Below are 13700 nucleotides of genomic sequence, written 5' to 3'. Positions count from 1 at the left end.
TAGAAAGGAATTTTCGTTATGCAAAAAGTAATTATACCCGAGATTGCCGATAAGCAGACTGATCACTACTTAACTAAAAAAGGCTATGAGGTACTAACCGTTACCAATCCCGACGAAGCAACTATTTTGGCTACTGCACCAGATGTTGCTGGTATTATGATGTTTGTTTCACCCTTTCCTAATGAACTGTACGCAAAGTTACCACGTTTGAAAGTATTAGCCCGATACGGCGTGGGGTATGACAGTATCGATGTCGATTACGCGGCAACTCAAGGTGTTTGGGTCACTAACACTCCGGGTGCTAACGCCATTAGTGTAGCCGAAAATGCTGTTACAGACATCATGATGCTGTCCAAGCGCTCATTCGAAGTTTCAACACTGATGCGTCAGGGAAAATTAAGCAAAGCTAAGGGGATTTTTGGGCATGAACTTGCTGGTGCAACGGTTGGTATTGTGGGCTATGGTCACATTGGCCAAGCTGTAGCTAAAATGTTAAGCGGGTTTGGCGTTAAGACGTTAATCTATAACCGAACGAAACGGCCAACTGAATTTGGTGAATATGTCGATTTGGATACTTTGTTGAAGCAGTCAGATTACGTTACACTTCACATTGCCGCTACTGAGCAAACAACTCATTTGATTGGTGAGAAGGAATTAAACATGATGAAGCCGGGAGCGTCGTTAATTAATTTGGCCCGGGGATCCGTCGTTGACGAACCTGCCCTGATTAGTGCACTCAAGAGCCACCAGATTGCTAGTGCTGCCCTTGATGTCTTTGATACTGAGCCACTACCAGCTGACAGTCCATTTTATCAACTAGATAACGTTTTTTTAACACCGCACACTGCATCGAATACAGTGGAAGCTGGTCAAAATATGGCCTTCGGTGCTGCCAAGATGATCGACGCAGTATTGTCAGGACAAACGCCAAAATGGGCAGTGAATTCCCCACAACTTTAAACTATTGGTTATTTATTAGTCCCCATTTACCTGCCTTATAAGAATCCCCAGACTTTCAGCGATTATTTTTAATGGTCTTAGTTTGCCGGGCTTAAACAAGCTAAATGCTTTGGAATCGCTTTCTTAGGTGCTACACTACAAGCACAAAAAACAAAAGGGGGATCCGACAATGACTATTGATGGATCGTTATATCATACCGAGGCAGTAAATGAAAAAGGATTAAGCGGTGTCAGTTTTATTCGTGGCAATGAAGGATTAGCACTTGGGGTCAGCAGCTCTTTAGTTAAAGGCTCTGGGACCAATCCGGAACAATTAGTCGGTTTAGCCATTAGTACGTGCTTTAACGCAACGATTGAAATCATTGAACAGCTGCATAAGTTACCGCACACCAGTGTTGTGCATACTGGTGTTGATCAATTAAAAGATGATACAGGTTATAAGTTTGTGGTGCGCGTTGAAGTCTTGATGGCTGGCGTTGACCATGATCAGGCACAGGCCTTAGTTGACGAAGCTAAGAACTATTGCCCAGTAGCCAAAATGATCAAGCAAAATGCTAACGTGTCATTTGAAGTTGTCGATGAGTTTTCGTTCTAAATTAAAATGATTCAAAAAGCCCGCCACACAGGATTTGTGTCGGCGAGCTTTTTCGATTTTAAAGACGTTGATGTTTTAATTTTTTGAAGACGAAACGGTCGCTCAAGGCAATGAATGTCCCTTGAAAGAGCAACGCAACCACGGTACCAATATTGACCGCCCATATCTGATGTTGAATCAATACGCAGATGAGGATGATCAGAATTGGTGTGAGAAAGGCGGTTAAAGAAGCCAGGACGGCATTCCCATGCAGAAACCTGAATCGTAAAATCTGCATGAGATCATCGTTTGGGTGGAGAATTAAATTAATCCGCTGGTAAATTGAAATACCGCAGCCAATCATCATGACGCCCACAATGTCTAAAATCACAGCAGGAACGACTGATAGCTGCTGGATGTGAAAGACAGTCAGGACGTGGGCAAGCCCACTAACTAAATAACTGAACGGAATCATAAAAATGAGATTGCCCAGCATCCGGTGCCAGTCAAATTGACGCAGTAACAAAGCGTTAGCCAGAATCACGGCAATCCCTTCCAGCAGCAAAATGTTGCCTAGATTCATTTTGAACAAATGGGACATATTGACAGCCGAAGCGGTCCATAAAGCACTGCCTAAGTTAAGCGAAACGGTTAGTGCGTTTCCCAATGAATTGATTATAATAGAAATGATAAGTAAAATAAAATCTCCCGCAATAGTTGGTTTTCCGTTATCCTGATACACGCGCCGATCGCCTCCATAACGATTCTATTATACGGGAGTTTTTTCAAAATGAAAGGGCTTTTGTCCTTAAATGAGGTGGCACACATGGCTAAATTAAAGCAATACTCTGGGGTTCTCTTTGATCTTCACGGGGTGATTGCCGATTCCTCTCAGTACCATTTGCAGGCTTGGCGGCAGTTAGCCGATAAGCTTGGCATTAACTGGACCACAGCCCTGACTGAGACGGTTCTCGGAATGAACCGGCAGGATGCGGTGACAGCGATTCTGAAAGCCGACGATCAGCTTTCCCGGTATACGGCCATAGAGCAGCAACGGCTGGGTGAGCAAAAGAATCAAATGTATCTAAAATTAATTGAACACATGTCACCGGCGGATGTTTTACCTGGTGTCATTTCATTTTTAGATGAGCTCAAAGCCCAGCATTACGGTATCGTATTAGCATCAGCTTCGGTGAACGCACCGTTAGAGATAAGCAAAATGCAGCTGACGGATTACTTTCCGTTGATCGTTGATCCTGCCAAGCTGACGCACAATAAACCAGACCCGGAGATTTACGTGCGGGCAGCGGCATTACTGAACTTAGCGCCAAATGAATGTATGGGTGTTGAGGATTCGAAAACGGGTCTGACGGCACTGAATGGTTCTGGGGCATTATCGATTGGCGTTGGTGATGCAGCGGAAATTGATAGCGCGGATATTAAATTTTCGAGTACCACTGAACTGAGTTTGGCTGGTATCAAAGCACAGATAGCAGCATTAAAAAAGATCACTGATTAGAGTGATCCTTTTTGCTTATAAAATTTTATCCAGATAATCCTTTAACACCACTGCTTGGTTATGGGTTTCGTCCTTTGCACCATAAAGCATGATAACGTTGCCTTCAGCAAGGTGGGACTTAATTAATTCGAGAAATTTTTCCCGTTCTGGGTTGGCATCCAACTCAGCGATATAACGGGTTTTAAACTCATCGTATTTTGCGGGATCGTGGCCAAACCACTGACGGAGCTCTTTGGTTGGTGCGATGGTTTTAAACCACTCATCCAGTGCCGCTTTTTCTTTAGAAATTCCCCGTGGCCATAGGCGGTCAACCAGGATACGGTAACCGTCCATATCAGCGGGTTTAGTATAAATCCGTTCAATTTTAAGTGCCATTTTGAATCACCTCTTCTATAATAACTATATAGCAAATTGACGTTAGGGGAAAAGATAATGACAACGATGGCAGAATTTTTTAGTGGCCGACCGACTGAAACCATTACTCGTGACTTACTGGGTAAACTATTGCGCTATGATTCACCGAAGGGCTTAGTCAGCGGCTACATTGTAGAAGCAGAAGCGTATCTGGGAGTTGCCGATTCAGCCGCCCACGCGTATGAGGGTCGCCGGACAAAAGCCAATGGTGCCTTGTATGGTGCGCCGGGCAACGTCTACATCTACACGTCTCGCGGCTACTATGCGTTTGATATTGCTGTTCAGCAAGCGGGAGAGCCTCAAGGAATTTTGATCCGGGGCGTCGAACCCAAGGATGGCTTGGCGATTATGATGGCCAATCGGCCGAAAACCGGTTCAGAATTGACTAACGGCCCCGGCAAGCTAATGCAGGCGTTTGGTGTGACTGATTTGCACTGGAACAACATCTTGATTGATGATACGCCTTTTGAAGTTGATCTAGAAGATACACTGACCCCGGCGAAGATTGCTACCTCTGCTCGAATTGGTGTCAGCAAGCGTGGCGGTCAAACCAACGCACCCTACCGGTACTATGTGGCAGGTAATCCTTATGTTTCGGGGATGCGCAAACGGGATATGGACCTAGAAACACACGGCTGGACTGAAAAAATGAATTAAGCTTTCGTGTATGCTTTTTGAGCGCTGTGAAAAGCGGCGGCACCCATGTCAAAAGTTTGGTAATCAACCTTGTCAAAACCAGCATTTGCATACATGTCAGCTAATTTTTTAGCGTCCACAAACTGTGCGGCAGTTCGCTGTAGGTAGACGTAATCCTTATAATTATGAACGGCAAGGCGAGTCATCATTGGGATCAGTTTGAAGTAAACTTTCCAGCCTAGTTTGACGATGGGCTGAGTGGGCTGTGAGGTTTCCAGAGAAGCAACTTGGCCGCCTGGACGAACCACCCGGTGCATTTCACGCAGCACTTGGTTGGCATCTGGCACGTTACGTAAACCAAAGCCAATGGTGATCACGTCAAAATGGTTATCTTCGTATGGCAGCGCCATTGCGTCGCCTTGAACAAGAGTAACACGATCTTCGATACCAGCTGCGGCAATCTTTTTCTTCGCAACAGCCAGCATGTCTTCACTGAAGTCTAAACCAACCACTTGACCGGATGGCCCAACAGCTTTCGCTAAGGCAATTGTCCAGTCACCGGTACCGCAGCATAGATCTAGTACGAAGCTGCCGGGCTTGACGTTTAATTTGGCCATTGCGACCTTCCGCCAGTGTTTATGCGTGCCGAGTGAAATTAAGTTATTCATGCGATCATAGTTACCGGCAATCCGTTTAAAAAGGGATTGGACTTGTGGTTCTGGTGTTTTATTAGTCAATGACATTTGCGTTCCTCCTGAGTCAATTCAATAATTTAATTATAGCGAAAAACGTCCCGCAAGTCTGTTTCCACCTGCGGGACGTTTTGATTGGTTCATCTAATTAAAGATACTTAGCATCTTCAACTGGATCTTGAGAAGTTAAGATCTTAGGACCATCTTTTGTGATGACCAAGGTGTGTTCATATTGAGCTGAAGGGGTACCATCAGCTGAAACGTAGTATTCCCAAGTATCGCCAGGAACTTGCTTAGAAGCAATCTCCCAGGTACCGAGGTTAACCATTGGTTCGATGGTGATGGTCATGCCCTCACGCAAACGCAAGCCTTTGCCCGGTTCACCATAGTGAGGGACGTTTGGTTCTTCGTGCATTGTCGGTCCAATACCGTGGCCAATCAGTTCACGCACGTCGCCCATGTGGTTTTCGTCTTCAACGTAGTGTTGAATAGCGTAACCAATATCACCGATTCGGTTACCAACAACGGCTTGGTCGATACCCAAGTAAAGGGCTTTTTTGGTAACGTCCATCAAGTGCTGTTTTTCTTCGCTGATTTCACCAACGGCGTAGGTCCAGCAAGAATCGCTCATGAAGCCATCCAAGTTGACCACCATGTCAACGGCAACGATGTCACCGTTTTTGAGTAAGAGGTCCTTACGAGGGATAGCGTGGGCAACTTCATCGTTAACACTCACGCAGGTCGCGTATTTGTAACCTTCAAAGCCTTTTTCTTCAGCCTTGGCGTGGTGTTCTTCAATGTATTTGTTGGCAAACTTTTCGATGTCCCAACTAGAAATACCAGGTTTGATAATATCGCGCAGACCCAAGTGAACACCAGCCAAAACGGCACCGGATTTACGCATCATTTCAATTTCACGTTCTGATTTTATAGTAATCAAGAATTTGAGCTCCTTTGTTCTTTTATAAATTCAACAGTTATAATGGTACACCAAAAAGCGATGGTGTGGAAGCAAGCGTTTTGAGACTGGAGCATAAGACGCTTTCGGCAGAAATCCATGGGTTTGGGATTTATGCCGAAAGTGACTTATGTGCAAGTCTCAGCTTGCTGGAACCCGAATAAGGGATGGTGTGGAAGCAAGCGTTTAGAGACTGGAGCCTAAGTTACTTCTGGCAGGAATCCCTGGGCCTGGGATTTTTGCCGGAAGTGGCTTAGGTGCAAGTCTCTGCTTGCTGGAACCCGAATAAGGGATGGTGTGGAAGCGGACGTTTTGAGAGCGGTGTGTAAGGGAGTAACGTTATAAGTCCTGGGCTTTGGGCTTGTAACGTTACTCCCTTACATGCAGCTCTCAGTCCGCTGGAACCCAAATAGGCTACGTTGCAGATATGCGCCCCTTCAACAATAACCTTAAGCATTCATTAAAATTCTTGTCCCCGTCCCAATTCCTTGCTACAATGTTCTGCAACGATATGACTGACAATAAATAGGAGGGGTTCAATGACATCACCAATATTCGCCTTTTTTGACCCAACTTACATCTTAGTGATTGCTGGCCTGTTGCTGTCCATGGCAGCTTCTGGCTACGTGAATTCAACTTATGCTAAATATGATCGCTATCGTGCCCAGAGCGGCATTACTGGAACCGTTACTGCCCAGTACATTTTGCAGCAGTCAGGTATCAGCAACGTTTCGGTGCATCCAATCGCTGGTCAGTTGACTGATAATTATAACGGCGGCAATAAAACGTTGAATTTATCCGAATCAACGGCTAACTCATCTTCAGTCGCCGCTATTGGTGTGGCTGCTCACGAGTGCGGTCACGCGGTTCAGGATGCTCAGAACTATTTCCCGATGAGATTACGAACAGCCATTGTACCAATTGCTAATATTGGCTCTACGGTCTCGTTTCCACTGATTTTAATTGGTGTGCTAATGGGAATGAACCAGACGTTGATTCATATTGGGATTCTCTTGTTCTCGCTGGCGCTGCTTTTTCAACTGGTGACGCTGCCGGTGGAATTTAATGCGTCTCACCGCGCACTGCGAATCCTTAGCGACGGCGGCTTACTCACGGCAGATGAAGTTCCCATGGTCAGAAGGGTATTAACAGCCGCTGCGCTCACCTATGTTGCGGCCGCTTTAGCCACATTTTTACAACTTTTACGACTAATTATTCTCTTCGGCGGAAATCGTGACGACAATTAAGCATGTTTGACTTATAATGATGGTAGATGAAAAAGGTTGGTGGAGAAGATGGACTTAATTTCATATTTAAAAGATCAAATCGAATTTTTAACGGAACAATTTAATCAGGCTGAAACCGATAAAGACGTGACGATGAAGTATATTACTGAGTCACGTTTGGATGAAGCAAAGAAGATCAAAAAAGCGATTGATGACGGGACAATTAATAGTTTGAGTTAATTTTTAGCACGGCCATTTTGGTCGTGTTTTTCTTTTAGAGTCGTTTAAGCTGCGAATACAGCAATTGGCTAAACTAGTGTCCTATTGTTAGGTGACTAAAACTTAAAAGTAGCTAAATAAGTATTTTAAATTACGAACCAGTTTAATCTGAATTTGACACAATTGATTTTAGCCCCGTGAACGCTTATGATTATGTTATTAAGGGGGAATCTGAAGATGAGTCAATCAACTACTCTATCTGGCCGCGCACGCTTATGGTTCGTGGCGACTTTGCTGATGGGGACCTTTACCATGTCAATTAGTCAATCAGCAGTGTCGACTGCTTACCCAACGTTGATGCGGTATTTTTCAATTTCGGCTTCAACAGTTCAATGGCTAACGACGGGGTTCATGCTTATTATGTGTATTATGATGCCAGTAAGCCCATGGCTGTTGAGCAATATTGGTTTTAAGTCATTATTCCTATCCGTTTTAACGATGTTTGACGTGGGGACACTATTGATTATTTTGGCACCCAACTTTCCGTTAGTCCTATTAGGACGAGCGCTGGAAGCAATTGGGGTCGGTATTTTGTTTCCATCTTATCAAACGGTCCTGCTGACGATTACACCTCGTGATGAACGTGGCGGTGCGATGGGCCTGGCAGGATTAGTCATGGGTTCAGCCTTAGCAGTAGGTCCCATTATTTCTGGGATCGTGTTGCGGTTTACGACTTGGCAGGGACTGTTCATTGTCTTTATGATCGTCATCAGTTTGGTGATTTTACTGTCGCTAAAGACGATCATTAACGTGATGTCAAAAGTGCCGTCACACCTCGACTGGCTATCAGTTATCAGCTTAGTCGGCTTTATCGGTGTGCTTTACGTGGTGAACCTGGTCGGCAAACCTGGTGTGAACTGGGGGACTGCCAGCGTCATTTTGATTGTTAGTCTAATTTTGCTGCTGTTCTTTGGTATCAGACAATTACGGCTATCAGAACCCCTGCTTGATTTACGGGTTTTCAAGGTGATTCAATTCAACAAGTCAGTGTGGTTAACGGGTCTTTCGTACATTGCGTTGATTGTTGTCACGATTGTTTTTCCGCTCTACTACCAAATTATCCTAGGAGTTAGCCCATTCATTTCCGGGATGGCCTTAGTACCTGGCGCTCTATTTTTAAGTATTTTGAACCCAATTACGGGACGGCTGGCCGATAGGATTGGCTTTAAAAAGGTTCTTTTGATTGGAATGGTGATGATCCTTGTTGGCTGGGGAATTTTAGCATTGATTCCAGGTAAGTTTTCACTTTGGATCATGATGCCGATTGCCATGCTGATTGAAGGTGGGAACGCCTTTGTTATGATGCCTGCGGTGACTCTAGGAGCTGATGCATTGCCGAATGAGAAAGTTTCTCACGGGACGGCGGTTATCACAACCATGCGTCAATTGCTTGGATCGACGGGTGTTGCTGTGGCGACGATATTGTTATCACTAGGTGGGGTGGCTACAGCTACTCTTGGTAACTTCCATATCGTCTTTATGACCTTCTTCATTCTGGAAATCATCGGGTTAGGCTTAGCACTGAGTTTAAAGGAAAAGAAAGTTAAGGGATAATGAAACGAGCGGGTGACAATAGTTGCTCGCTTTTTCAATATATTCTCTCATTTTTATAATATAAAACGCGATAGTAGCCTGTTGTAACGGTTTTATCACTTTTATTAAATTCTCATTTTTCTATTTTCGTTCGGGTTGATTTAGGCTACAATAGAAGTATGCAATTTATTTGCACTGGAAGGAGAATTGTCCACATGACTGAGTCAGGAAAAGTTGAAACATCTGCGTTATATATGAATCCAGACCGAGAAGTCGCTGTCCTTAACTACACGAATAAGTATATTTCTGATATCTTTACGCTGATTAATAGCAAAGAAGCCGAGGAAGTTGTCCGCTTATTTTTAGAGGACCGTCGGCATACTGCTGAGAGTCAGCGAAGTGATTTTGAAGATACAGATCCAAAGACGTACATTGATGTATTGAAGGCGGTTCTGCTTGATCGTCCTGATGCTTATGATACTTATACGCGTGAGGAAATCCTGTATAGCGTTGAAGAATTGTATTCATATTATCGTTCATACCTTAGAATTGGTGTTGTCAATCTACATGGTAGCGAAGCAACTGCAAAGAACTTTATGCAGATGGATAATAAATTCAATGAACTTGTGATTGAAGCTTATCGAACGGTTGAAGAAAAACTGCAGGGCTTTCGAAATAAGACCTATCGTCAGGTTAGTGCCGGAACTTCAGCATGTGTTCTGACTCAGTCGCTTGATTGGCCAATTCCACAAGGTTACGAAGCTCTGAAACCGATTCGCTTCCTGAATACGTTGATGTTACGGCCACCAATGATGATGAAGACCCCTTCAAACAAACGTGAAGGAACATTCACGGCGGTGCCTGATAACCCAATTGATAAATTCCATGGGTCACGCAGCGAGTGGTACTGCTTCCCAGCTAAGATTGGTGAAAGCCTTTGCTACATTTACTTCCATCGTGACTACTTCGTCAGTGGTATCTCATTAGCTAACTTGTTTGAAGTTGCGAGTGCCAAAGACGTTGCTGGTCATAAGCCAGATGAAATTTTACTGTTCGGTCTACCAAAGACTGAAGGTGACGTTTGCCACTACCACCACGATGAAGAAAACGACATCTGGGTTGGCGAAGTGCCATACAACGACAAGACCACTTACTTCGGTTATATGAAGAAGATGTGCCTGACGCTTCATAACCTGCACATGATCTACGAAAACCGGCTGCCAATTCATGGTTCAATGGTCCGCATTAAGTTTGCTAACGGTAAAAACAAGAACGTGGTCTTCTTTGGTGATTCAGGTGCCGGGAAGTCAGAATCTTTGGAAGCCCTGCAGGAAATCGCGGATGACAAGATTTTGAGCTTGGAAACGATTTTTGATGATATGGGGAGCTTTACGCTAACTGATAATGATTTGTACGCACAAGGGACCGAAATTGGAGCCTTTGTCCGACTGGATGATTTAAGTTCAGCCGTTGCCTTTAACAACATGGACCGTGGGGTTTACTTAAACCCAGACCGGAAGAATGCTCGGGTTATTATCCCGGCTGATCCGTATAACCGGGTTGTCGGCCACCACGGGATTGATATGTGGGTATATGCGAATAACTACGATAAGAACATCGGTATTCACCGCTTCGATACTGAAGAAGAGGCCAAAGCAACCTTCATTGAAGGTAAGCGGTTTGCCTTGGGGACAACGGATGAAGTCGGTATGAGTACGACCTTCTTTGCTAACCCATTTGGCCCAGTACAAGAAGAAGCCAAGACGCGTCCAATTATTGACAAGGTCTTTAATCGTCTCTTTGATCAAGGTGTTTACGTGGGTGAGATTTATACTCATCTTGGTACGGATAAGAGTAAGGATAGCTTGAACGAAAGTGCAAAAGAATTATTGGATGTGCTGTGGAATAGCTAGAGCGTGAACCACGGCGTTTAGATAGCGGCGTGTAAGACAAGGACCACCTAAATCCCCGAACTTGGGAATTAGGTGGTCCTTGTCTTACACATAGCTGTCTGCCGTGGTGAACGCGTTTCAGCAAGGTGGCAGGCAACCAGCCCGAACTGAGATTTGGGTGGCTCTTGTTTCTTTCATCCAAAGCAGAAAGGTTTCGAAATGATTAAATCCACAGCGTTTCTCTTGCCAGCTACTTGATTTGTCGCTATACTAGCTTAAAATTAAAACTAAGAGGGATGATAACGTGCAATTTATTTTTACAAAACTACTCTGGTCAACGTTAATGGTCACGGGGCTAATTGGGTCAATTGTTGGCTTTGTGCTACCAATCATCCCGGGATTTCCATTTTTAATATTAATGATTTATAGCTTAAAAAAGTTATCGCCGACATTTCATCAATGGTTGAGCCGAACTTGGCTTGCAGAATGGCTGAAAAAGCATCAACCAATGTTAGCAAAATGGTTGGTTAGTTAAGCAAATTTAAAGTTTGAACAATGATTGTTGTTCAAACTTTTTTTGTGCCTTCAAACGGGTTTGAGAGTATTTGTAATCGAAATAATGTGAATAGACCTGGTCAAATTCTAAAGAGAATAAAATATTAAAAATTAAAAAATGATGTTTACATTGCAAATAAGTTAGAATATAATGTGAATCAACATAACGTTATATAACGTTATAGAAAGTGTTGAAAAGGAGTAGATCTTTATGAAACATAATTTTATTAAGAAACTTTTATACATAGTAACTTTAGTTGGTGCGCTCCTCTTAGTATTAAGTGGATGTGGTAACAGTAATAATTCGTCACTACAAGGTATTAAGAAGAAGGGCACTTTAACTGTGGGAATGATCAGCTCAAACCCACCTTATGAATTTCAAACGAGTAAAAACGGTAAAACCGTCATGTCTGGTTCTGATGTCCGACTGGTTAAAAAAGTTGCTAAGAGTCTAGGCGTTAAATACAAAATAAAAACGATGGACTTAGATGGTATGCTACCTGCCATGCAAGCACACAAAGTAGATATGTTAATTACGTCTATGAGCCCGACTCCCGAACGGAAACAAGGTGCTAAGTTTAGCGATGTTTATTACAAAAGTACTAATACGTTAGTTGTTCGGAAGAGTGATGCTCACAAGTATCAGGATACTAATAATTTTAAGGATGCCAGTATTGCGGTTGTCAATAATTCGACGCAAGAGCCAATGATCAAAAAAGCTTTTCCAAATGCGCCGATGAAGAAACTCGGTAAAGTAACGGATCTAGCCTTAGCTGTTAATAATGGCAAAGCAGATGCTTTTTCGATTGATATACCAACTGCCACGATTCTCTTAAAACAAAATCCGAACCTAACAATAACCTCATGGCGTCATCATGATTCAAGCGCTGGTGCTGCAGTGGCATTGCCTAAAAATGCGGATAAGGATTTAATCAAAGCAATTAATAAAGTAATTGCACAAAACAAGACGGACTATGCAAAATGGGTTCTTGAATACGCAAAACAGGTTAATTAAATTAAGTATCGTTTGGAGGTGGTGGTATGTTTCAAAGTTATTCTTTTGTTGGTAAATACTGGGACCTGTTTCTTAAAGGAATGGGAATCACGATTGAACTTGCAGTCATCTCGATTGTATTGGGTTTGATTTTGGGTATTATCCTATCGCTCATGAAACGTTCCAAAATTAAAGTGATTTCATTAATTGCTAAAATGTATATCGGATTCATTCGTGATACACCTTTACTGGTTCAAATATATATTGTGTACATTGGCCTACCAATGGTTCTGGGAATCGATGTTCCAGACTTCGTAACGGGCGTAGTAGCACTGACACTTTATTCAGCTGCTTATATTGCTGAAATCATTAGATCCGGAATTGATTCACTCCCTATGGGACAAAGTGAGGCTGCAATTAGTCTTGGGATGTCAAAACGAAGAGTGATGACCGATATTATTTTGCCTCAAGCGTTTAAAAACATCTTACCGGCACTTGGCAACCAGTTTATCGGTAACGTAAAAGACTCATCACTAGTATCAGTACTGGGTATTTCAGATTTGATGTTTAGTGCACAGACCGTTCGAGGTTCAACAGCTTTGGGATTACAACCGATGCTTGTTGCATCACTGTTGTATTTGGTCATGACGTGGTTATTGAATAGTGTATTAGCGTATATTGAAAGGAGGATGAAGGCCAGTGATCGAGTTGCGTAACGTTGTTAAAAAGTACGGTAATAACACCGTTCTTAAAAAGATTAATATGAAAGTTCATGATGGTGAAGTCGATGTCATTATCGGTCCTTCTGGATCAGGTAAGAGTACTTTGTTGCGACAAATGAATCTATTAGAGCAACCTACCAGTGGAGAGGTACTAGTAGACGGGGATGTGGTTTCTGGTAAAGTTAAGTCAGAAGTGACACGGAAAACACACGAAAAAATAGGTATGGTATTTCAAAAATTTAATTTATTTCCGCATTACACGGTGTTAGAAAATATTATCCACGCACCGCAAGTTGTCAGGCATGAGAGCAAAGCACAAGCAACTGAGGAAGCTCTTTCATTATTGAGTCAAATCGGTTTGACGGAAAAGAAGGATAGTTACCCAGCATCCTTAAGCGGGGGACAGCAGCAACGGATTGCAATTATTCGTTCGCTAGCGATGCATCCAAATGTTCTTTTATTCGATGAACCAACATCAGCACTTGACCCTGAAATGGTTGAAGAAGTGCTAAAAGTAATGAAAAATCTGGCGAAGAGCGGTATGACCATGGTTGTTGTCACCCATGAGATGGGTTTTGCTAAGCAGGTAGGAGATCGAGTTTTATTTGTTGATGACGGTCAGATTCTCGAGGAAGATACGCCTGAAAAGATTTTTGAGCATGCCCAGCATGAACGAACACGAGATTTCATTTCTAAGATTCTATATACATAGCCCAGAATATAAAATTTAAATGAATGGGGAGACG

Annotated in this window: 16 protein-coding genes; 12 read left to right on the top strand and 4 right to left on the bottom strand. The window is 43.2% G+C overall.

Annotated elements, in window-relative coordinates:
• The first annotated feature begins 18 nt into the window (after positions 1 to 18).
• Positions 19 to 960 carry a phosphoglycerate dehydrogenase gene (locus IWT5_RS04515; protein ID WP_089108771.1) on the top strand — a complete coding sequence of 314 codons (942 nt, stop codon included), beginning with the start codon at positions 19 to 21 and terminating at the stop codon, positions 958 to 960.
• A gap of 169 nt (positions 961 to 1129) precedes the next feature.
• Entirely contained in the window at positions 1130 to 1555 is a 426-nt protein-coding gene (locus IWT5_RS04510) for an OsmC family protein (protein WP_089108770.1), read from the top strand.
• 58 nt (positions 1556 to 1613) lie between these two features.
• On the opposite strand, the gene IWT5_RS04505 is transcribed toward IWT5_RS04510, so the two are convergent.
• On the bottom strand, positions 1614 to 2276 hold the full coding sequence (locus IWT5_RS04505) for a DUF6198 family protein (RefSeq protein WP_191981279.1): 663 nt from the start codon (positions 2274 to 2276) through the stop codon (positions 1614 to 1616).
• 84 nt (positions 2277 to 2360) lie between these two features.
• Here IWT5_RS04505 and pgmB point away from each other — a divergent pair, with 84 nt between their 5' ends.
• A complete protein-coding gene (gene pgmB, locus IWT5_RS04500) occupies positions 2361 to 3053 on the top strand; it encodes a beta-phosphoglucomutase (RefSeq protein ID WP_089108769.1) in 693 nt (230 codons plus the stop codon).
• 15 nt (positions 3054 to 3068) lie between these two features.
• On the opposite strand, the gene IWT5_RS04495 is transcribed toward pgmB, so the two are convergent.
• Positions 3069 to 3428, bottom strand: coding sequence for a DUF488 domain-containing protein (locus IWT5_RS04495; RefSeq protein ID WP_089108768.1), 360 nt, complete (start codon positions 3426 to 3428; stop codon positions 3069 to 3071).
• A 54-nt stretch (positions 3429 to 3482) separates the two neighbouring features.
• On the opposite strand from IWT5_RS04495, the gene IWT5_RS04490 reads away from it, so the two are divergent.
• Positions 3483 to 4124: a DNA-3-methyladenine glycosylase gene (locus IWT5_RS04490; protein ID WP_439959081.1), complete on the top strand. Its 642-nt coding sequence runs from the start codon at positions 3483 to 3485 to the stop codon at positions 4122 to 4124.
• On the opposite strand, the gene IWT5_RS04485 is transcribed toward IWT5_RS04490, so the two are convergent.
• Positions 4121 to 4846, bottom strand: coding sequence for a demethylmenaquinone methyltransferase (locus IWT5_RS04485; RefSeq protein WP_089108766.1), 726 nt, complete (start codon positions 4844 to 4846; stop codon positions 4121 to 4123). The two genes, IWT5_RS04490 and IWT5_RS04485, sit on opposite strands and share 4 nt — an antisense overlap.
• Positions 4847 to 4943: 97 nt before the next feature.
• Positions 4944 to 5735: a type I methionyl aminopeptidase gene (map, locus tag IWT5_RS04480; protein ID WP_089108765.1), complete on the bottom strand. Its 792-nt coding sequence runs from the start codon at positions 5733 to 5735 to the stop codon at positions 4944 to 4946.
• Between the two features lie 557 nt (positions 5736 to 6292).
• Between map and IWT5_RS04475 the strand changes: the two genes are divergently transcribed.
• The 8 genes from IWT5_RS04475 to IWT5_RS04445 all read left to right on the top strand — a co-directional run bounded on the left by IWT5_RS04475 (position 6293) and on the right by IWT5_RS04445 (position 13666).
• A complete protein-coding gene (locus IWT5_RS04475) occupies positions 6293 to 7000 on the top strand; it encodes a zinc metallopeptidase (RefSeq protein WP_089108764.1) in 708 nt (235 codons plus the stop codon).
• Positions 7001 to 7048: 48 nt separating this feature from the next.
• Complete coding sequence (locus tag IWT5_RS12295; protein WP_179211618.1) at positions 7049 to 7219, top strand: hypothetical protein; 171 nt, start codon at positions 7049 to 7051, stop codon at positions 7217 to 7219.
• A gap of 216 nt (positions 7220 to 7435) precedes the next feature.
• Positions 7436 to 8812, top strand: a complete 1377-nt coding sequence (locus tag IWT5_RS04470; protein ID WP_089108763.1) for an MFS transporter — start codon at positions 7436 to 7438, stop codon at positions 8810 to 8812.
• Positions 8813 to 9006: 194 nt separating this feature from the next.
• Entirely contained in the window at positions 9007 to 10704 is a 1698-nt protein-coding gene (locus tag IWT5_RS04465; RefSeq protein WP_089108762.1) for a phosphoenolpyruvate carboxykinase, read from the top strand.
• 283 nt (positions 10705 to 10987) lie between these two features.
• A complete protein-coding gene (locus tag IWT5_RS04460) occupies positions 10988 to 11218 on the top strand; it encodes a YbaN family protein (RefSeq protein WP_089108761.1) in 231 nt (76 codons plus the stop codon).
• Between the two features lie 231 nt (positions 11219 to 11449).
• The gene (locus IWT5_RS04455; RefSeq protein WP_089108760.1) at positions 11450 to 12253 is read left to right on the top strand and encodes a transporter substrate-binding domain-containing protein; all 804 of its coding nucleotides are present in this window, start codon (positions 11450 to 11452) and stop codon (positions 12251 to 12253) included.
• Positions 12254 to 12279: 26 nt separating this feature from the next.
• On the top strand, positions 12280 to 12948 hold the full coding sequence (locus IWT5_RS04450; protein ID WP_089108759.1) for an amino acid ABC transporter permease: 669 nt from the start codon (positions 12280 to 12282) through the stop codon (positions 12946 to 12948).
• The gene (locus tag IWT5_RS04445; protein ID WP_089108758.1) at positions 12932 to 13666 is read left to right on the top strand and encodes an amino acid ABC transporter ATP-binding protein; all 735 of its coding nucleotides are present in this window, start codon (positions 12932 to 12934) and stop codon (positions 13664 to 13666) included. Before IWT5_RS04450 ends, IWT5_RS04445 begins: the two co-directional genes overlap by 17 nt.
• The last annotated feature ends 34 nt before the right edge of the window (positions 13667 to 13700 follow it).

The sequence above is a fragment of the Secundilactobacillus mixtipabuli genome (assembly GCF_002217925.1).
Taxonomy (GTDB): domain Bacteria; phylum Bacillota; class Bacilli; order Lactobacillales; family Lactobacillaceae; genus Secundilactobacillus; species Secundilactobacillus mixtipabuli.
Note: the sequence above shows the minus strand (reverse complement) of the source record. Positions and strands in the feature narration are given on the sequence as shown.

Bases quoted from the DNA above. Each gene is read 5' to 3' on its own strand.
- IWT5_RS12295 (WP_179211618.1), top strand. From the start codon at position 7,049: ATGGACTTAATTTCATATTTAAAAGATCAAATCGAATTTTTAACGGAA.
- IWT5_RS04475 (WP_089108764.1), top strand. From the start codon at position 6,293: ATGACATCACCAATATTCGCCTTTTTTGACCCAACTTACATCTTAGTG.
- pgmB (WP_089108769.1), top strand. From the start codon at position 2,361: ATGGCTAAATTAAAGCAATACTCTGGGGTTCTCTTTGATCTTCACGGG.
- IWT5_RS04515 (WP_089108771.1), top strand. From the start codon at position 19: ATGCAAAAAGTAATTATACCCGAGATTGCCGATAAGCAGACTGATCAC.
- IWT5_RS04485 (WP_089108766.1), bottom strand. From the start codon at position 4,846: ATGTCATTGACTAATAAAACACCAGAACCACAAGTCCAATCCCTTTTT.
- IWT5_RS04465 (WP_089108762.1), top strand. From the start codon at position 9,007: ATGACTGAGTCAGGAAAAGTTGAAACATCTGCGTTATATATGAATCCA.
- IWT5_RS04470 (WP_089108763.1), top strand. From the start codon at position 7,436: ATGAGTCAATCAACTACTCTATCTGGCCGCGCACGCTTATGGTTCGTG.
- IWT5_RS04455 (WP_089108760.1), top strand. From the start codon at position 11,450: ATGAAACATAATTTTATTAAGAAACTTTTATACATAGTAACTTTAGTT.
- IWT5_RS04450 (WP_089108759.1), top strand. From the start codon at position 12,280: ATGTTTCAAAGTTATTCTTTTGTTGGTAAATACTGGGACCTGTTTCTT.
- IWT5_RS04510 (WP_089108770.1), top strand. From the start codon at position 1,130: ATGACTATTGATGGATCGTTATATCATACCGAGGCAGTAAATGAAAAA.
- IWT5_RS04495 (WP_089108768.1), bottom strand. From the start codon at position 3,428: ATGGCACTTAAAATTGAACGGATTTATACTAAACCCGCTGATATGGAC.